18 protein-coding genes and 1 riboswitch are annotated in these 16,750 nt (G+C 69.4%); of the genes, 7 read left to right on the forward strand and 11 right to left on the reverse strand.

From position 1 onward, the window contains the following. Positions 1–13 precede the first annotated feature (13 nt). From AB0J91_RS26735 to chrA, 4 genes are all read left to right on the forward strand, one after another. Positions 14–1,045: a 2-dehydropantoate 2-reductase gene (locus AB0J91_RS26735; protein ID WP_363874045.1), complete on the forward strand. Its 1,032-nt coding sequence runs from the start codon at positions 14–16 to the stop codon at positions 1,043–1,045. Between the two features lie 134 nt (positions 1,046–1,179). After that, positions 1,180–1,683 carry a Chromate resistance protein ChrB gene (locus tag AB0J91_RS26740; RefSeq protein ID WP_363874048.1) on the forward strand — a complete coding sequence of 168 codons (504 nt, stop codon included), beginning with the start codon at positions 1,180–1,182 and terminating at the stop codon, positions 1,681–1,683. Continuing rightward, positions 1,680–2,111: a chromate resistance protein ChrB domain-containing protein gene (locus tag AB0J91_RS26745; protein ID WP_363874051.1), complete on the forward strand. Its 432-nt coding sequence runs from the start codon at positions 1,680–1,682 to the stop codon at positions 2,109–2,111. The genes AB0J91_RS26740 and AB0J91_RS26745 overlap by 4 nt, the downstream gene beginning before the upstream one ends. Before the next feature lie 42 nt (positions 2,112–2,153). Next, entirely contained in the window at positions 2,154–3,578 is a 1,425-nt protein-coding gene (gene chrA, locus AB0J91_RS26750; RefSeq protein WP_363874054.1) for a chromate efflux transporter, read from the forward strand. Between the two features lie 12 nt (positions 3,579–3,590). On the opposite strand, the gene AB0J91_RS26755 is transcribed toward chrA, so the two are convergent. Next, positions 3,591–4,277 (reverse strand): hypothetical protein, encoded by a 687-nt coding sequence (locus AB0J91_RS26755; RefSeq protein WP_363874057.1) that lies wholly within the window; start codon positions 4,275–4,277, stop codon positions 3,591–3,593. 90 nt (positions 4,278–4,367) lie between these two features. After that, a riboswitch (cobalamin riboswitch) is annotated at positions 4,368–4,541 on the forward strand. A gap of 26 nt (positions 4,542–4,567) precedes the next feature. On the opposite strand from AB0J91_RS26755, the gene AB0J91_RS26760 reads away from it, so the two are divergent. Next, entirely contained in the window at positions 4,568–4,762 is a 195-nt protein-coding gene (locus tag AB0J91_RS26760; RefSeq protein WP_363791368.1) for a CbtB-domain containing protein, read from the forward strand. Positions 4,763–4,773: 11 nt separating this feature from the next. Next, positions 4,774–5,523: a CbtA family protein gene (locus AB0J91_RS26765; RefSeq protein ID WP_363874060.1), complete on the forward strand. Its 750-nt coding sequence runs from the start codon at positions 4,774–4,776 to the stop codon at positions 5,521–5,523. A 119-nt stretch (positions 5,524–5,642) separates the two neighbouring features. Here the strand turns inward: AB0J91_RS26765 and AB0J91_RS26770 are convergent, their stop codons facing one another. The 3 genes from AB0J91_RS26770 to AB0J91_RS26780 are packed head-to-tail and all read right to left on the reverse strand — an operon-like array spanning position 5,643 to position 9,149. After that, positions 5,643–6,977, reverse strand: coding sequence for an MFS transporter (locus AB0J91_RS26770; protein WP_363874063.1), 1,335 nt, complete (start codon positions 6,975–6,977; stop codon positions 5,643–5,645). Positions 6,978–7,014: 37 nt separating this feature from the next. After that, on the reverse strand, positions 7,015–8,016 hold the full coding sequence (locus AB0J91_RS26775) for a PDR/VanB family oxidoreductase (protein WP_363874067.1): 1,002 nt from the start codon (positions 8,014–8,016) through the stop codon (positions 7,015–7,017). After that, a complete protein-coding gene (locus AB0J91_RS26780) occupies positions 8,016–9,149 on the reverse strand; it encodes an aromatic ring-hydroxylating dioxygenase subunit alpha (protein ID WP_363874070.1) in 1,134 nt (377 codons plus the stop codon). Before AB0J91_RS26780 ends, AB0J91_RS26775 begins: the two co-directional genes overlap by 1 nt. Positions 9,150–9,259: 110 nt before the next feature. Here AB0J91_RS26780 and AB0J91_RS26785 point away from each other — a divergent pair, with 110 nt between their 5' ends. Next, positions 9,260–9,844 (forward strand): PadR family transcriptional regulator, encoded by a 585-nt coding sequence (locus AB0J91_RS26785; protein WP_363874073.1) that lies wholly within the window; start codon positions 9,260–9,262, stop codon positions 9,842–9,844. A 147-nt stretch (positions 9,845–9,991) separates the two neighbouring features. Here the strand turns inward: AB0J91_RS26785 and AB0J91_RS26790 are convergent, their stop codons facing one another. From AB0J91_RS26790 to AB0J91_RS26820, 7 genes are read right to left on the reverse strand one after another with little or no spacing between them, the layout of a single operon-like run. Further along, positions 9,992–10,759 carry a GntR family transcriptional regulator gene (locus AB0J91_RS26790; protein WP_363874076.1) on the reverse strand — a complete coding sequence of 256 codons (768 nt, stop codon included), beginning with the start codon at positions 10,757–10,759 and terminating at the stop codon, positions 9,992–9,994. Beyond that, complete coding sequence (locus AB0J91_RS26795; RefSeq protein WP_363874079.1) at positions 10,756–11,583, reverse strand: carbohydrate ABC transporter permease; 828 nt, start codon at positions 11,581–11,583, stop codon at positions 10,756–10,758. The genes AB0J91_RS26790 and AB0J91_RS26795 overlap by 4 nt, the downstream gene beginning before the upstream one ends. Further along, positions 11,573–12,574, reverse strand: coding sequence for a sugar ABC transporter permease (locus tag AB0J91_RS26800; protein WP_363874082.1), 1,002 nt, complete (start codon positions 12,572–12,574; stop codon positions 11,573–11,575). The genes AB0J91_RS26795 and AB0J91_RS26800 overlap by 11 nt, the downstream gene beginning before the upstream one ends. Further along, the gene (locus tag AB0J91_RS26805) at positions 12,571–13,944 is read right to left on the reverse strand and encodes an ABC transporter substrate-binding protein (protein WP_363874085.1); all 1,374 of its coding nucleotides are present in this window, start codon (positions 13,942–13,944) and stop codon (positions 12,571–12,573) included. The genes AB0J91_RS26800 and AB0J91_RS26805 overlap by 4 nt, the downstream gene beginning before the upstream one ends. A gap of 17 nt (positions 13,945–13,961) precedes the next feature. Continuing rightward, positions 13,962–15,089 (reverse strand): ABC transporter ATP-binding protein, encoded by a 1,128-nt coding sequence (locus AB0J91_RS26810; protein WP_363874088.1) that lies wholly within the window; start codon positions 15,087–15,089, stop codon positions 13,962–13,964. A gap of 3 nt (positions 15,090–15,092) precedes the next feature. After that, a complete protein-coding gene (locus tag AB0J91_RS26815; protein ID WP_363874091.1) occupies positions 15,093–15,932 on the reverse strand; it encodes a metallophosphoesterase in 840 nt (279 codons plus the stop codon). Then, entirely contained in the window at positions 15,929–16,681 is a 753-nt protein-coding gene (locus AB0J91_RS26820; RefSeq protein ID WP_363874094.1) for a tyrosine-protein phosphatase, read from the reverse strand. Before AB0J91_RS26820 ends, AB0J91_RS26815 begins: the two co-directional genes overlap by 4 nt. Positions 16,682–16,750: the final 69 nt, after the last annotated feature.

Genomic DNA, 16,750 nt, shown 5'->3' on the forward strand with positions numbered 1-16,750 from the left:
CGAAGGAGCGAACATGCCAGAACGCATCATCGTCGTCGGAGGCGGCGCGATCGGCGGGGTCGCGGCCGCGCAGATGACCAGCGCGGGCCACGACGTCACGGTGCTCGACGCCGACCACCGGCACGTCACCTCGCTTCGCGACCCGGGACTGCTGTTCGAGCAGGTCGACGGCCAGGTCTCGCGCCGCCGCCTGCAGGCTGTCTCGGACCCGGCGGAACTGGCAGGGCACTTCGATTTCGCGCTTCTCACCGTGAAATCCCTCGCGCTGCGGCCTGCCGTCACACCGCTGGTCGAGGCCGGACTGGTGGACACCTACGTCGCGCTGGGCAACGGCCTGGTCCACGACCTCGTGCAGTCCCTGGTCGGGCGGGACCGGTTGATCGTCGGTCTGATCGAGTGGGGAGCGACCAACCTCGGTCCCGGGCACCTGCAGCAGACCACCGACGCCCCCACGGTCGTCGGCGAGCTCGACGGCAGCAGCACCGAACGGCTCTCCAGGCTGCGACAGATCCTCGCGGCCATCGCCGAAGCGAAGAGCACCGCCACCATCGCCAGCCAGGTGTGGACGAAACTCCTGCTCAACAGCACCTTCTCGGGCCTCGGCGCAGCGGGCGGCTGCCTGTACCGGGACGTGGTGGCCGACCCGGTCGGGCGCGAGGTGGGCCTGCAGCTCTGGCGCGAGGGCTACGACACGGCCCGCGCCCTGGGCATGACGCTGGGGGAGGTGTTCGCGACCCCCGCCGATCAGCTGGTCACCCGCGACGCCACCGACCGCGCGGCCGCCGAGGACGCCCTCGATCGGCTCATGGTCCGGGCAGGACCCACCAAGGCGTCGATGCTCCAGGACCTGCAGCGGTCCCGTCCGACCGAGGTCGACGTCATCAACGGCGGCGTCGTCGAAGCGGCCCGGAGCATCGGGCGTGAAGCACCGCTCAACGCGGAACTGACCCGGATCATCCACGAGATCGAGTCAGGCGCGTTTCAAGCGGGTCCCGAGGCATTCCGCCGCCTGGCCAGGGTCAGCGGCGACGTCGGAGCCCGGTGAACAGCCGACAACGCCCCTGATCCAGCTCGCCCCACACCCACGATCCACCGCGCTGACGCTCGGGCCGTCCCACGAAGTGGTCGCACCCGCCACGAGTCTTGCTGTAACCGTGGTTGCAATGCAACCCTGGTTGCATGACGTTGGACAGTGCCGGGGGCTCGCCGGGGGAGTGGGTGCTGCTGTCGTACCGCATGCCGCGGGAACCCTCAACGCGGCGGATCGCGGTGTGGCGCAAGCTCAAGCGCTTGGGTGTGGCTCAGCTCGCTGATGGTGTGGTCGGGTTGCCCGCAGATGCTCGCACGCGGGAGCACCTGGAGTGGCTCGCTGACGAGGTCATCGACGCCGGTGGGACGGCGGGCATCTGGACGGCTCGGCCCGCGACTTCGGCGCAGGAGCGGGAGCTGGCCGGCAGCATGGCCGCGGCACGTTCGGAGGAGTACCGGGCGATCATCGCCGAGGCCGGCCAGGCGGCTGGTCTCGACGAGGGCGGGCGGACGTCGGCCGCGCGGCGGCTGCGAGCCGAGCTGCGCCGGGTGACCCGACGCGACTACTTCCCGCCCGAAGAGCGCGACCACGCCCGGCAGGCCGTCGACGCCTTGGTGCGGCCAGTGGCCGAAGTGGATCGGGAGGCGCGATGAAGTGGGCCACGCGAGCGAACATTCACATCGATCGAGCCGCCTGCGCCTGGTTGATCCGGCGCGCGGTCGACGCCGATGCGCAGTTCGTGTTCGTCGCCGACCCGGCCGACGTGCCCGAGGACGCGACGCCGTTCGACATGCGCGGGGTCGAACTGTCGCACCACCACGGCGATTGCAGCTTCGAGACCATCCTGCGCCGCTACGAGATCACCGATCCGGTGCTGTGGCGCATCGCCGAGATCATCCACGAAGCCGATATCGACGACGAGCGCTACGACGCTCCCGAAGCACCTGGTTTCGACGTGGCGCTGCGGGCTTTGTCGATGGTCTGCGACGACGAAGAGGTGCTGGTCCACACGCGGCCGATCTTCGACGGGCTCTACGAGTACTACCGCCGCGCGACCCTTCTCGGTCGCGAACCTGCCTGACAAACCTGGCTTTTCACGCCCCCACTGGAGGAATGGTCGTCGATGACGCACGACTCGGCCCACGGCCGCAACGAGCACGCCAACCCTGATGCGACCGAGGGAGCGCCGCGGCCCGACACCGACCTGGTGCCGTTCCGGCAGGCGGTGCGCACGTGGTTCGGGATCTCGTTGCAGACCTTCGGTGGGCCTGCTGGGCAGATCGCGGTGATGCAGCGGACCTTGGTGGAGCAGAAGCGCTGGATCGGTCAGCGGCGGTTCCTGCACGCGCTGAACTACTGCATGTTGCTGCCCGGTCCAGAAGCTCAGCAGCTGGCCATCTACATCGGATGGTTGCTCAACGGTCTGCGCGGTGGCCTGGTCGCCGGGGTCCTGTTCGTGCTTCCCGGTGTGGTCGCGTTGCTCGGGTTGTCGGCGATCTACGTGGCCTTCGGTGACACGACCGCGGTCACCGCGATCTTCGCCGGCCTGGCACCGGCGGTGGTGGCCATCGTCGCCCAGGCCGTGGTCCGAGTGGGTCGGCGGGCGCTGGGCCATCCCGCGCTCATCGCGCTGGCCGTCGGGGCGTTCGTGGCCATCGCCGTGTTCGGCATCGCCTTCCCGATCGTCATCGCCGCCGCCGGTCTGACCGGCTGGCTGCTGGCCCGGTTCGCCCCGCACATCATGAACCGCGCCGAGAGCGACGGTGCCGCTGACGGCACGGCACCGTTGATCTCCGATGGCGCTTTGCACCACGAGACGCCCTCGCTGCGCCGCGGGCTGCAGATCCTGGCGGTCGGGCTGATCGCCTGGGGGCTGCCGGTCGCAGCGGTCGCCCTGTTCACCGGTGCGGGCAGCGTGTTCACCACGCAGGGGGTGTTCTTCTCCGGAACGGCACTGGTCACCTTCGGTGGCGCCTACGCCGTTCTGGCCTTCGTCGCGCAGCGCGCCGTGGAGGTCTACGGGTGGCTGTCGGCCTCGGACATGGTGCGCGGCCTGGCGTTGGCCGAGACGACTCCGGGGCCGCTGATCATGGTGGTGCAGTTCGTCGCCTTCCTCGGCGCGTACAACAATCCAGGGACGCTCGACCCGTGGGTCGCCGCCGTGCTGGGTGCGCTGCTGACGACGTGGGTGACGTTCGTGCCGTGCTTCCTGTTCATCCTGCTGGGCGCCCCGCACGTCGAACGCCTCCGCCACAACCACGCGCTGTCGGCCGCGCTGACCGGGATCACCGCCGCTGTGGTCGGTGTGATCGCCAACCTCGCCCTGTACTTCGCGGGCCACACCCTGTTCGCCAGCACGCATCTCCAGCAGCTCGGGCCCCTGTCGCTGAACCTGCCCGATCTGGCCGGCATCCGGCCTGTCGCAGCCGCCATCACCGCGATCGCCCTCGTGCTCGTGTTCGCCCTGCGCTGGCCGATGCTGAGGGTGCTGGCGATCTGCGCTGGACTCGGCGCCGCAGCCGCCCTCGTCGGGCTCCCGGTCTCCTGATCGGTTCGAGGCTCACCCGCGTTGGGTCCGCCTGGATCGGGGTGCGTTGTGGAGCACGCACTCGGTGCAGCAGCCGGCGTTGGCGCGCCACAGCTGGCAGCAGGTTCGGCGCCGGGAGCGCAGACCGCGTGGTGTGTTGCTGAGGTCGAGCAGGTCGTCGCGTCCGGTGGCGTTGCGCAGTTCGACGGCGGTGTCGAAGACGTTCCCGCCGGCTCCGTCGATGGCCATGCGCCGGAGCACTTCACCGATCAAGCCGACGGCGTTGCCCCAGTACTGGTCGCTGTCGGGTGGTGGGCCGCCCAGGGAGGCCAGTCCTTCGGTGAGGGGTGAGAGGAAACCGGAAACGGTGGCCCACCAGGCGTGTTCGGTGTTCTGGGGATCGAGGACGAGGCCCCGCAGCATCCCCCGGTCGTCGACCGCGGCTCGTGCGGTGGCCAGCGAGGGGATGGGCAAACCCAGGTGGCGTTCAGGAACCGTCGCGCACAACGCGAGCCAGGACGCGCGGAAGGCGACGAGAACGGTTGCGGCCCGGTGGTGTTGAAAACCGCCCAGCCGTTGCCATTCCCGCACGTTGCAGGAGAGCAGGCCTGAAAGCGGACGGCAGAACTCCGCCCACGGCACGAGCTTTCCGGGATGCTCGGGTGCGCGAGCGAGGGATCGGGTGCATCGGTCCAGCAGGCGAGCGGTCGAATCGTCCACGAAGTCATTGCACCTGAACAACGGTCGTGCGCAAGGCGCGCGGTGACGTTCGTCGCTTGATCGGCTGTTGTGCCCGCGCGGATCTCCCTCTACCGTTCCGGATGCCGCAGTGCACGGGAAGCCGGTGGAAATCCGGCGTGGTCCTCGCCACTGTGACCGGGGAGCGACCCTGACAGCGCCACTGGACACCGGCAGGTGACTGGGAAGGCCAGGGGAAGCGTCGATCCGGAAGCCAGGAGACCGGCTGCGGCACGCACCGAGTTCCACGAGAGATGGAAAGAGGATTCGACATGACCGCTCCTGCTCTGTCCGCTGCCGCACCGCGGATCCACGTTCCTGCCTGGGCTTGGGCGCTCGCCGCGTTCGCCCTGGTGGCCTTGTACGTCGTGCTGCAGGACAACGGCCTCCTGCTCGCGCAGGCCGCCGATGTCGTGCACGAGTTCACCCACGACGGCAGGCACGCCCTCGGCGTTCCGTGCCACTGAGCGGGGGCGTGATGAGCTCGCCGTTCAACGCTGTCCTCCGGCGCGGTCTGCTCGCCGGAGCGTTCGCCGGTCTGACCGCAGCGCTGTTCTCGTTGCTGCTGGTGCAAGCCCCGCTGCAGGCATCGCTCGGGATCGAGGAAGCTCGCTCGCACGCCTCGGGTGAGCACGCGCACGAGGAGATGTTCTCCCGGCCCGTCCAGGTGGTCGGCGGCATGGTCGCCGCCGTCCTGGTGGGGGTGGCCATCGGCGTGATCTTCGCGGTCGTGTTCGCCAGCGTCCGTCATCGGATGACCGCGCGCACCGACTTCGGGCGCAGCCTCCAGCTGACCGCGGTGGGATTCTTCGCGGTGTCGCTGCTGCCCGCGTTGAAGTACCCGGCGAATCCGCCCGGCGTCGGTGAAACCGAGTCGGTGTCGGGCCGGACGCTGTCGTACTTCTCGTTCATCGCCGCAGGCGTCCTGATCGTGCTCGCGGCCCACCACCTGCACGGCTACCTGCGGGCCCGCGGGTGGAACCCGAGCCGGTCCACCACCGCCACCGCGGCAGCGACAGCGGTGCTCGCCGGCGTTGCGCTGTGGGCCTGGCCGGCGAACCCCGATCCGATACCGGCCGACGTTCCCGCCGCGTTGTTGTGGCAGTTCCGGCTCGCCTCGCTCGCCGAGCTCGCGGGCATGTGGGCGGTGCTCGGCTTCTCCTTCGGCCTGCTCAACGAGTCCAGCCGCAGCGCAGCCGCAACGGAGGCGTTGGCCGCCCAGCGGTAGATCTGCCGCGGCGACGTCGAGGGCGACGTCGGCTTCCCCCGGCCGACGCGACGAAGTTCGTGCCCCACACCCGATCTCGTGTGGGGCACGAACTTCGCGGCGGACCAGGTCAGGATTCCTCAGGCCGTGGCCGGTTCCTCGGCCGCCGGGGTGGATTCCGGGTCGTGCTTGCGCACTGCGACCAGGGCGACCGCGCAGAGCGCGACGACTGCGGCGGCGCCGACGTAGAGCTGGGTCGCCGAGGCGCCCGCGTCCTTGAGCAGCCCCGCGATGGTCGGGGAGAGGATGGCGCCGATCCGGCCCATGCCCAGCGCCCAGCCCATGCCGACGCTGCGGAGGTTGGACGGGTACAGCGGTGGCCCGACGGTGTACGCACCGGCGATGCAGCCGTTGATCAGCGCGCCGACGATGACGCCGATCCCGAACCCGAGCCACAGGATCGAGGTGCTCAGGATGAACACGACCATCATCGCGGCCGACAGCAGGGAGAACCCGATCAGCACGACCCGCGGCGGGCGCACCCGGGCGGCCAGGCCGTAGAGCACTGAGCCGACGGTGCCGCCGATCGAGATCGCCATCCCGGCGGTGACCGCAGCGCTCTTCGAAAGCCCCTCCTCGGCGAGAAGCGTTGGGGTCCAGCTGTTCACGAAGTAGAAGCCGAACATGATGGTGATGAAGATGATCCAGAGCAGGATCGTGGGGGCGAGCAGCTGCTTCAACCAGCCCGAACCGGCCTGCTCGGCGTCCTTGCGAGCCGAGCTCGCCCGGTCGAGGTCGTGCGTGCTGGTGGAGTCCATCCCCATTCGCGCCAGGGTTCGGTTGATGCGCTCCAGGGCGCCGCGGGGACGGCGCTGCTCGAGGAAGGCGATCGACTCGGGCAGCAGCACGGCGATGACGATCAGGGCGAGCAGGGTTCCGAAGCCGCCGGCGTAGAAGACGATCCGCCAGTCACCACCGACCGTGGTCTTCGCGACTAGGCTCGCGAGGGTCGCGCCGATGCCGTACCCGGCGGTGTAGATGCCGATGGCGAGCCCGCGGTTCTTCGTGTTCGAGAACTCGCTGGCGATCACGTTGGTGCTGGCCAGGATGCCGCCCACGCCGATGCCGGTCACGAGCCGGAAGAGGCCCATCACCAGCACCGAGGGGGCCATCGCGGCGCCGAACATGCCGATCGTGCCCAAGGCGAGGCTGATCAGGATCAGCGGGCGACGCCCGATCAGGTCGGCGAAGGGCGCGAGCAGCATCGAACCCAGGGCCATTCCGATCAGGCCGACCGAGACCAGCAGTCCGAACTGGGAACCGCTGAGACCGAACTCCTCGGTGACCGAGGGGCCGGTGAACGCGACCGCCATGACGTCGAAGCCGTCGAGGCAGTTCATGAAGGTGCAGAGCGCGACGATCAGCCATTGGTAGCCGGACATGGGCGCCGCGCCGATGCGTGCCGTGAGAGTCATGGAAGTATCCAGTGGTGAGGGATCCGTTGCGCCCGGATCAGGTGAGGTGGAGGGAGACGGATGCGCGGTCGCCGGTGTTGCCGGCCACCGCGCGGGAGACGCAGAGGCACAGGTTGGTGCAGCGCTGCTTCTGCGCTTCGCTGAGGAAGACGTCGCGGTGGTCGATTGCGCCCTCGACCCCGACGATCTTGGCCAGGCAGAGTCCGCACTCGCCCTTGCGGCAGTCCGAGAGCGTGTCCACCCCGGCCGCGTTCAGGGCGTCCAGGATCGACGTGTCGGGTGCGACGGCGACCTCCCGGTCGAGCTGGGGGAGGCGGACCACGAACTCCTCGGACTCGAACCGGCCGCTGGACCCGAAGGTCTCGAACCGCAGGTTGGTCCGCGCGAGCGCGTGCTCGGTCCAGCTCGACCTGATCGCGTCCATCAGGCCGATCGGGCCGCACGTGTAGAGCTCGGTCGTGGCCGCGTTCGGCGCCGCGGCGATCTCGCCGACCAGACCGGGCACCGACAACGGCGTTCCTTCGTCGTCGACGTGCACCCGGAGCCGATCGCCGTGCTCGGCGCCGAGCTCGTCGAGGTAGGCCATGACCCGACGACTGCGGCCGACGAGCACGAGCTCGTAGTCGGCGCCGCGGCGGCGCAGAGCCGAGGCCATCGCGACCAGTGCGGTGACGCCGATACCACCGGCGACCAGGACGTAACGACCGGCGCCGACCGCGAGCGGGAAGCTCTGCACCGGCCCGGTGACGGTCAGCTCGTCACCGACGGCCAATGCGTGCATGGCCTGCGAACCACCTCGCGAGGTGGGGGAGAGCTGCACGCTGAGCGTGATCCGCCGGCCCCCCTCCTCGGATCGCACGACGGAGTAGGAGCGGACCTGCTGTCGGCCCTGGACGGGCAGAGCGACGTCGACGTGCGTGCCGGGCGCCGCGTGCTCGGGGTGTTCGACCTCCAGCACGATCCGGCGGACACCATCGGCCACGAGGTGGGCTTCGACGACCTGCGCCCGCTGCCAGCGGGACTGGGAGTGGGCCGCCATCAGGCACCCCGGCCCGCAGCGGGAGCCGCCGACGGCCGCCCTTCGGCCGCCAGCATCCGCTCCAGGATCTGGCGGACCCACATGCCGCCCGCGTCGATGTTGAGGCTGTAGAACGCGTGCTCCGGGTTGGCGTCGATCGCGCGCTGCTGGGCGCGCAGCATGTCCTCGTCCTCGCCGAAGACGCCGTGCACGCCTTGGCGCAGCTGGGTGGTGATGGTCTGGCTGTCGAGGCGGTAGTTGCGCATGAACGCCCAGAAGTAGTGGCTGGTGCGGTCGGTCTCGGGGGTGATCGTGTTCATGACGTACCCGTTGACGCCTTGGCTGCGGTCCCCCTCGGGCGCGCCGGTGCCGGCCTTGGCGACACCGACGTCGATGCAGATCGTGGCCGGCGCCTGGAACCTGATGATCTGCCAGCGGTCGACCTTGCCCTCGAAGCCGGGGAACTTGTCGCGCATGTTCTTCAACCAGAACGGCGGGGCGTCGATGTCGCGCATCCAGCGGGTGACGGTGACCGTGTCGCCTTCGTGGGTCACGTCGAACTCGGACTCGGAGAGCTCCTCCTGGCCGATGCTCGAGGAGTGCACGAACTCCTCGTGGGTGAGGTCCATCAGGTTGTCGAGGACCAGCTGGTAGTTGCAGTCGGCGTGGATGGTCTCGCCGTCTCCCGCCCAGGACGGATCGTCCATCTGGTGCATGTCGGGCACCGTGGCGGGATCGGCGAGGTCGGGGTCGCCCACCCACACCCAGACGTAGCGGTAGCGCTCGACGACGGGGTAGGAGGGGACGACCGCGCTCGGGTTGATCGTCTCCTGCGCGGGCATGGCGGTGCAACGACCGGTCGAGTTGTAGCGCAGGCCGTGGTAGGGGCACTGCAGCTCGTTGCCGAGGATCTTGCCCTGCGACAGCGGTGCGAGCCGGTGCCAGCAGGCGTCGGCGAGTGCGACGGCGCGCCCCTCGGCGTTGCGCCACAGCGCGAGCGGAACACCGGCCACGGTGCGCGCCAGCGGCCGCTTGCCGGTGACCTCGTGGTCCCAGGCCGCCACGTACCAGGCGTTGCGGGGGTGGTTGAAGATCTTCGCCGCGGCCGTGGTCGGTGCTGCGGTTGCCACCGGTGCGGGGGTTGTGAGCGTCATTGGCCAACTCCCTATGAAGAGAGGTATCTGTTGCGTGAGCCACAAGCTATCTATGGATATAGTGAGTTGGCAAGGGTGGATAGCGTGGCTGATCCGGAAGGGAGGCCATCTTGTCGCTGCGGTACGCGCTGATCGCGCTGCTGACGGGGCGTCCGATGACCGGCTACGACATCTCGAAGAGCTTCAGCCGCTCGGTCGCGCACGTCTGGCACGCCCCGGACTCGCAGATCTACCCCGCGCTCAACCGGATGGAGCGCGACGGGCTGCTCACCTCGGTCGAGGTCCCCTGGGGCAAGAAGGGGACCAAGAAGGAGTACCACGTCACCGACGCGGGCCTCGCCGAGTTCCAGGAGTGGATGGAATCGCCCCTGGTGCCGCAGTGGCAGCGCGACCCCGCCTACCTGAAGGCCGCGTACTTCGACTTCGCCGACCCCGAGGCGGTGCGTGAGCAGCTGCGGCAGCAGCAGGCGTACTGGGACGAGCACCTGGCGATGCTCGAGGACACCCGGGCGACCCTCGCCGACCGCACTCACCCCACTCTGGCGGCGCGGATCGCCAAGCTGGACGAGCGCGAGGCAGAGCTGACCGTCCGCTACAAGATCTACGCCTACGACGGACTGATCGCCCGCGCCCGCACCGAGCTGGCGTGGATCCAGGACGGCTTCGCGCTCCTCGACGAGCTGCACGGCAGCTGAAGGCCCCGAGGTCGCGCGGAGGTCAGCGGTGCTCGCCTGCGGGCGGTTCCACCGTCGCTCGATCACCACTTCCTGATCGCCGAGGTGGCGCCGCGGATCGGCGCCACCTCGGCGATGCCGGGGAAGCGGAAGTGGCGAACTCGGCTCCTACGCGGTGCTGTAGTTCATGGTGAACTTGATGCGGTCACCGCGTATTCGGCGTTGGAGGTAGAGGGTCGGAACGCGCTGCTCGTCGACGTTGGCGCCTTCGCGGAACATGACCGGGCTGCCGGGCACGATGTCGAGCAGCGTGGCGTCCGCGCTGGACGCCAGGGTCGCGGTCAACGCGCGCCAGGCATGCCGGAGGTTGACGCCGTAGTGCTCGCGAAGGACCTCCAGGGGCGCGATGCGATCGGCCAGGTGACCGGCGAAGCCGGGAAATCGCTCGGCGTGCAGCCAATAGCTGCTCATCAGCAGCGGCTGACCTCCGGCCTCGACGAGGGTGTCCACCCGCAGCAGCGGCTCTGAGAGGCCAAGCGCCTCCTGCGCTGCGGGGAACGCGTCCTGTTCGGACACTTCCACCAGCGTCTCGGTCTGGTCCTCCTGTCCGGGGATCGGCATCGCGGTGGCGCTCCCGACGTCGGCGTCCGCGGACGCCAACGTCGGGAGCGCGTACTCGACGGTGAGCTGCTCCGCGGCCACGTGGGTGCCGGATCCCTGCCGAACCGTCACGTGTCCGGCTCGGGCCAACTCCCCGATGGCTTGGCGGATGGTGAGCCGGTTGACGCCCCACTCGGCGGCGAGTTCCGGCTCGGTGGGGAGCCGCTCGCCGGGTTTGAGGGTGCCCGCCCGGATCCGGCGGAGGAGTTCGGCCTCGACCTGCCGGTACAACGGGACTCGGCCGCTGGGGCGGCCGTTCTGCCGGGCGGCGTTCACCGCAGACCCGACCGGATGAAGGCGTTGACGACCTGCCGCTGCAGCACCAGGTACACGGCCAGGATCGGCAGGCAGAGGGCACCGGCGGCAGCCATCATCGCACCGTAGTCGGTGCCTGCCTCGGTGATCAGGCTCTGGAGTCCGATCTGCACCACCGTGTTCGGTTCGGACAGCACGAGCAGCGGCCAGAAGTATTCGTTCCAAGCGGTCACGAACAACAGGATGGCCAACGCCGACAGCGGCCCGCGCAGCGAGGGCACCACGACGGTCCAGAGCGTGTTCCAGTGCGAGCGACCGTCCATCCGCGCGGCGTCGAGCAACTCGCGGGGGAACGACCGCATGTGCTGTCGGAGCAGGAGCACCGCGAAGGGGGCGGCGGCCTGCGGGACGATGACGCCGGTCAGGGTCTGCAGCCAACCGAGCTGGGACAGCAGCACGTAGTTCGGCAGCATGGTGACCTGGAACGGCACCTGCCAAGTGGCGACGAACACCAGGAACAGCACGCGTTCGCCGCGGAAGCGCCAGCGGCCGAAGGCGTAGGCCGCCAGCAGCGCGGTGAACAGCTGGCAGGTCGCCACGCCGGCGGCCATCAGGGCGGTGTTGCCGATCAGGCCGCCCAACGGCAGCAGCTGGGCGGCGGAGTGCAGGTTCTCCAGGCTGAGCCCGCTGGGCAGGACCGACCGGTCGAGCGCGTCGTCGCGGGGTCGCAGCGCGGTCAGGTACATCCAGGCGATCGGCGCCAGGCTGAACACGGTGATGAGGGTCAGGACGAGGTGGCCGGCGAAGGTGCCGAACCGCCCGGACCGGGTCACGTCAGTCGTCATGGAAGCTCCAGCGGTCCATCAGCCACACCGCACCCCAGGCGACCAGCCCGAACCCCAGGAAGAACAGCACGCTCGCCGCCGAGGCGAGGCCGACGTCGAACGAGCCGAACGCGGTGTCGTAGAGCAAGTGGTACAGGTTGCTCGTGGAGCCGCCCGGACCGCCCTGGGTGAGGATCTGGATCATCGGGAAGACCATCTGCGCGGCGGAGAGGATGGTCAGGGTGGTCATGAACAGAAGGGTCGGTGACAGCAGCGGCAGCGTGATCCGCCCGACCACCTGGCGTTCGGTTGCGCCGTCGGTGCGCGCGGCTGCGGCGTAGTCCTCGTCGATGCCGGAGAGCCCGGCGGACACCACCAGCACTGCGAACCCGAGCAGCTGCCAGCCGACGATCACGACGATTGACCACAACGCGTAGTGCGGGTCGCGCAGGAACGAGATCGGGCCGATGCCGACCAACTCGAGCACCTGGTTGATCAGGCCGCCACCCGGGTCGAGCAGCCACCGCCAGATGATCGCCGTGGCGACCGGTGCGATGAGGTACGGGGCGAAGATCGACGTGCGGTAGAACGCCCGCGCCCGGCCGTGGATCCGTTGCGAGGCCAGCACGACCAGCACCGGCACCACGATGGTGAACGGCAGCAGGCCCAGCAGGTACAGCAGGGTGTTCACGGTGGCCTGGCCCAGTTCGGGCAGGCTCAACGCCTCACCGTAGTTCGACCAGCCGGCGGGGTGCGCCGGTGAGGTCGGGATGAGGTTCCAGTCGTAGAAGGAGAGTTGGAAGGTCTGGATCAGGGGCGAGTAGACCCAGACGAGCAGTGCGGCCAGCGCAGGCGCCAGGTAGAGGTACGGCGCCGACCCGTCGAGCAAGCGGCGTGACAGCGGCCGGCGGGCCACCGGGAGCGGACGCTCGCCCCGTGGAGCCGGCGCAGCCGACTCCACGAAGCGCCCGCTACCCGGCAGCGCGCCGGGACGGTCGATGAGATCGGTCATTTCTTCGGCATCAGAGCTTGTCCGGCGGTCTGCGCCGCGCTCAGCGTTGCCTGCGGGTCCGCGCCGTGGAAGACGACGTCCTCAACGGCCCGGGCGAACCCGGTTCGGATCTGCTGGTAGTTGGGGCCGGGGTAGGAGACCCAAGGCTCCAGCCGGTTCAACTGGGCGATGTTCGGCAGCACGAACCCGGGGTGCGCGTCGGCGAATCCCTTGAGGTGGGCCGGGTCCTCGACCAGCGAGCTCCGCAGCGGGACGTAGCCGATGTTCTCGGTGATGGTCGTCTGGCTCTCGGCACTGGTCAGGAACTTGATCAGCTCCCACGCGGCGCGCTGCTTGGCGGGGTCCTCGGACAGGATGAACAACGCCGAACCGGAGTTGGTCGGCACGGCGGGGGTGTCACCGAAGCCCGGCAGGGCGGCGGCACGCGCCTCCCACTTGCCCGCCGAGGACTTGAGGATCGTGTTCTGCAGCGCCGACGAGGTCAGCAGCATGCCCGTTTCTCCGCGCAGGAACGAGTCCTGACCGTCGGTACCGGTGATGTTCGGCATGGACCGCGGCCCGGATTGGGCGAGCTGCTGCAGCATGGTGATCGCCTGCGTGGACTGCGGATCGGCCCAGGTGATGTTCTTCGCGTCCTCGGACAGCACCCGGCCCCCGTTGGACCGGATGATGCCCTGCAGGCACCACTCGCCGTCCTGGGGCGGGTCGAGGCAGGCGATGGACGCACCGTTGGTGTTCGGCAGCGCCCCGATGGCCTGGGCGGCGGCGCGAACCTCGTCCCAGTTCTTCGGCGGCTTGTTCGGGTCGAGGCCGGCCTTGCGGAACAGGTCGGCGTTGTAGAACAGCATCGGGGTGGAGAAGACGTACGGAACGCCGTAGGTCTTGCCGTTGACGTCGCCGAGGGTCGCCGCCCGCGGGTTGTAGGGGTGCGGACCCGAGTTGAGCTGCTGCTGCACGGCGTCCTCGCCGACGAGGTCGTCGATCGGCCGCGCGCCGAGATCGCTGGCGGCGTACCGGAGGCCGGCGAAGGTCAGCTGGCTCACGTCCGGCGGATTCCCGGCGACGACCTGCCGCTGCACGCTCTGCACGATCTCGCCCACGCCGCCCTGCGGCGGGACGGCTTCCACATCGATGTTGGGGTGCATCCTCTCGAACTCGGCGACGAGGTCGTTGGCGGTCTTGCCGAAGATCCCGGCACTGGCCAGGTTGTAGCTCTCCCAGCGGATCGAGACCTTCTGGCCCGGCGCCAGCTCAGGGATGATCTGCGCGGAACCCGAGGAGTCCGAGCCGGTGGTCGTGGAGGGGACCGCGCAGCCGGACAACGCCACGAGCGCCACCCCGAGGACGGGGAGTATGCGACGGAGGAACATGGGAAATCCTTCGATGATCAGGAAACGAGGACGGAATCGGCGTTTTCCGGTTCGGGAAGCCACTCCAGGCGCCGGCCGCTCTGCCGGCTGAACAGGTGCACGAGATCTGGCCGCACGGCGAGCGTTGCGGTGTCACCGGGGTTCAGGCCGATCGGCCGCGCCCCGCGGACGCTCACCCGGAGATCGCCGATCTCGCAATCGGCGATCTCCTCGCTGCCGAGGTTCTCGACGATGTCCACGCGTCCGCGCAGCGCGGGTCCGGTGTGATCGGCCGCTACGGGCGTCAGGTGCTCCGGCCGGATGCCGAGCAGCACCTCGCGCACCCCGGGATCTCTCCCGGCGGTGCGCGGCAGCGGGATCTCCACACCGGGCGCACGCAGCACCAGCCGTGCGTCGGCGTCGGTACCCAGCTCAGCCGGGATGAGGTTCATCGGCGGCGCACCCATGAACCCGGCGACGAACGCCGATGCCGGTTCGTCGTAGATCTCCACCGGCGTCCCGAGCTGCTCGATGCGCCCACCGTTGAGCACGGCAACCTTGGTCGCCATGGTCATGGCGTCGATCTGGTCGTGGGTGACGTAGACGAACGTGGTGTCCAGTCGGCGGTGCAGCGAGATCAGCCGGGTTCGGGTGCTCGACCGCAGCTTCGCGTCCAAATTGGACAGCGGTTCGTCCATGAGGAAGGCCTTCGGGTCGCGCACCATCGCGCGGCCCAGCGCGACGCGCTGGCGCTGTCCGCCGGAGAGCTCCTTGGGGCGGCGGCGCAGCAGCGGACCCAGGTCGAGCAGCTCCGCGACCTCGTTCACCCGCCGCCGCAGCTCCTCCTTGGGGATGCGCCGGACGCTGAGCCCGAAACCCAGGTTCCGGTCGACCGTCAGGTGCGGGTAGAGCGCGTAGTTCTGGAAGACCATGGCCAGGTCGCGCTCACGCGGCGGCAGCGCCGTGACGTCCTTGCCGTCGACCAGGATCCGCCCCTCGCTCGGCGGGAGCAGACCAGCGATCATCCGCAGCAGCGTGGTCTTGCCGCAACCGCTCGGACCGAGCAGCACCAGGAACTCGTTGCGGTCGGTTTCGAGGCTGACGTCGCTCACCGCCGCCGTTTCGCCGAACCGCCGGGAAACTCCTTGGAGTTGGATGGTCGCCATGTCCTACTCCGCGGTCATGGCCGCGATGGCCTCGGCGATCGCCGGGACATCTTCGACGGTGAGCTGGGGCATGCCCGGCACGGTCCGGAACTCCGCCGTCACCTCGCCGTCGTCCACGACGTACTCGACATAGCCGAGTTCGTGACGGGTCTCGGGCAGCCGGTCGTCTTCGGAGGGCACGAGGAACGCCGTCGCGGGCGCCCACACCTCGATCGCCTGGTCGCGCTGGGTCTGCCGGTACTGATGCAGGTGACCGGAGCCGACCGCACGCAGCTCGACTCCGTCGAGCAGGCCGAGCAGCCGGTCCCGTGCGACCGGGCCGACGTCGACCTGATGCTCGGTCGGGCCATCGGTGACCGCCCACAACGGCTTGTGCAGGAACAGCAGCACCGGGACGCCGACGGGAAGCTCGGCGAGGGTCTTCTCCAGCCAGCGCCACTGGTCCGCCTCGCGCTGCAGGTCCGAGGTGAGCAGCTCGCTGTTGATCCCGAGCAGCACGGCCGCCTCGTCGTCATGCCGCCAGTGGTCGGGGCCCCACACCGCTTCGTGGGCGGCCACGCGCTCGTCGGTGACGTTGATCCCGGCCCAGGCGTTCAGCCCGGGCTGGCCGACGTCGTGGTTGCCCGGCACGACCAGCAGGGGAGCCTCGATGAGGTCCACGAGCGCCTTGGAATGGGTTCGGTCGGCGGCGTCGTCGGGGTGCAACACCACGATGTCGCCGGAGTGGACGACGAGATCGGGGCGAACCTCCTCGTTGAGGTGCTTGACGAGGAGGCGGAAACCGTCCTCGGTGGGGCCGCCCGTGTGAGTGAGGTGGGTGTCGGAGATCTGAACGATCTTCACGGGTGTTTCCTTTCCGTTCGCGCGGTGAGGGCTGTGCGGAGGTGGTCGATCCGGTCCGAGGGCACTCCGTTGGCGACGAGGTATTCGCGGGCGGATCCGTGGCTTTCCCCGACCGCGCGCAACATCGCGCTGATCGACTCGGGGCGTGCGGTGCGCAGCGACTCGTCCGTGACATCGGCCGCCCCGGACTCGCCGGGCATGTTGGCGAAGAAGCTCTCGGTGAGGTACTCGGCGGTGAGCGCGAAATCGGCGTGGATCACGTCGTCGGGAACACCGATCGCGCTGAGCACCAAGGCGATGACCACGCCCGTCCGGTCCTTGCCCGCCGCGCAGTGCACGAGTGCGGGCAGTGCCCCGTCCTGCGCGAGCTCGTTCACGATCGCGGCGATCAGATCGCCACGCTCGCGCACGAGCGCGACGTACAGCTCGCCGAGCAGGTCGTCGGAACCGGGCTGGAGGTCGGACAGCAGGGCGTGGGGATCGAGCGGGCTCGCCAGCACCCGCGGAACCAGCTCGTCGAGACCGGTTGGCAGCGCGGCGCGTTCGGCGTCTTCCCGGAGGTCGATGACGGTCCGCAGGCCGAGGTTCGCCAGTTCCTCCTGTCCGCTCTCGGCGAATCGAGCGGCATCGGAGCGGAAGAGCATGCCCCAGCGGGTGAGGCCACCGCCGGTGACTGGGTAGCCACCGACGTCACGAAGGTTGAAGGTCGCCCCGACGGTCAGGCGTCGGGCACGTGGTTGCGCGGTCACGCCTCCATTCATCTAGATGAAAGTGACGAGCCGAGGGTTCGTGCCGTACCGCTGGATGAACGATGGTTG

Source organism: Saccharopolyspora sp. NPDC049357 (assembly GCF_040677225.1).
Lineage (GTDB): Bacteria > Actinomycetota > Actinomycetes > Mycobacteriales > Pseudonocardiaceae > Saccharopolyspora.

Excerpts from the sequence above, each read along its gene's own strand:
- AB0J91_RS26735 (WP_363874045.1), top strand. The coding sequence starts at position 14 with ATGCCAGAACGCATCATCGTCGTCGGAGGCGGCGCGATCGGCGGGGTC.
- AB0J91_RS26780 (WP_363874070.1), bottom strand. The coding sequence starts at position 9,149 with ATGACGCTCACAACCCCCGCACCGGTGGCAACCGCAGCACCGACCACG.
- AB0J91_RS26740 (WP_363874048.1), top strand. The coding sequence starts at position 1,180 with ATGACGTTGGACAGTGCCGGGGGCTCGCCGGGGGAGTGGGTGCTGCTG.
- AB0J91_RS26800 (WP_363874082.1), bottom strand. The coding sequence starts at position 12,574 with ATGACCGATCTCATCGACCGTCCCGGCGCGCTGCCGGGTAGCGGGCGC.
- AB0J91_RS26775 (WP_363874067.1), bottom strand. The coding sequence starts at position 8,016 with ATGGCGGCCCACTCCCAGTCCCGCTGGCAGCGGGCGCAGGTCGTCGAA.
- AB0J91_RS26810 (WP_363874088.1), bottom strand. The coding sequence starts at position 15,089 with ATGGCGACCATCCAACTCCAAGGAGTTTCCCGGCGGTTCGGCGAAACG.
- chrA (WP_363874054.1), top strand. The coding sequence starts at position 2,154 with ATGACGCACGACTCGGCCCACGGCCGCAACGAGCACGCCAACCCTGAT.
- AB0J91_RS26805 (WP_363874085.1), bottom strand. The coding sequence starts at position 13,944 with ATGTTCCTCCGTCGCATACTCCCCGTCCTCGGGGTGGCGCTCGTGGCG.
- AB0J91_RS26795 (WP_363874079.1), bottom strand. The coding sequence starts at position 11,583 with ATGACGACTGACGTGACCCGGTCCGGGCGGTTCGGCACCTTCGCCGGC.
- AB0J91_RS26745 (WP_363874051.1), top strand. The coding sequence starts at position 1,680 with ATGAAGTGGGCCACGCGAGCGAACATTCACATCGATCGAGCCGCCTGC.
- AB0J91_RS26760 (WP_363791368.1), top strand. The coding sequence starts at position 4,568 with ATGACCGCTCCTGCTCTGTCCGCTGCCGCACCGCGGATCCACGTTCCT.
- AB0J91_RS26765 (WP_363874060.1), top strand. The coding sequence starts at position 4,774 with ATGAGCTCGCCGTTCAACGCTGTCCTCCGGCGCGGTCTGCTCGCCGGA.
- AB0J91_RS26770 (WP_363874063.1), bottom strand. The coding sequence starts at position 6,977 with ATGACTCTCACGGCACGCATCGGCGCGGCGCCCATGTCCGGCTACCAA.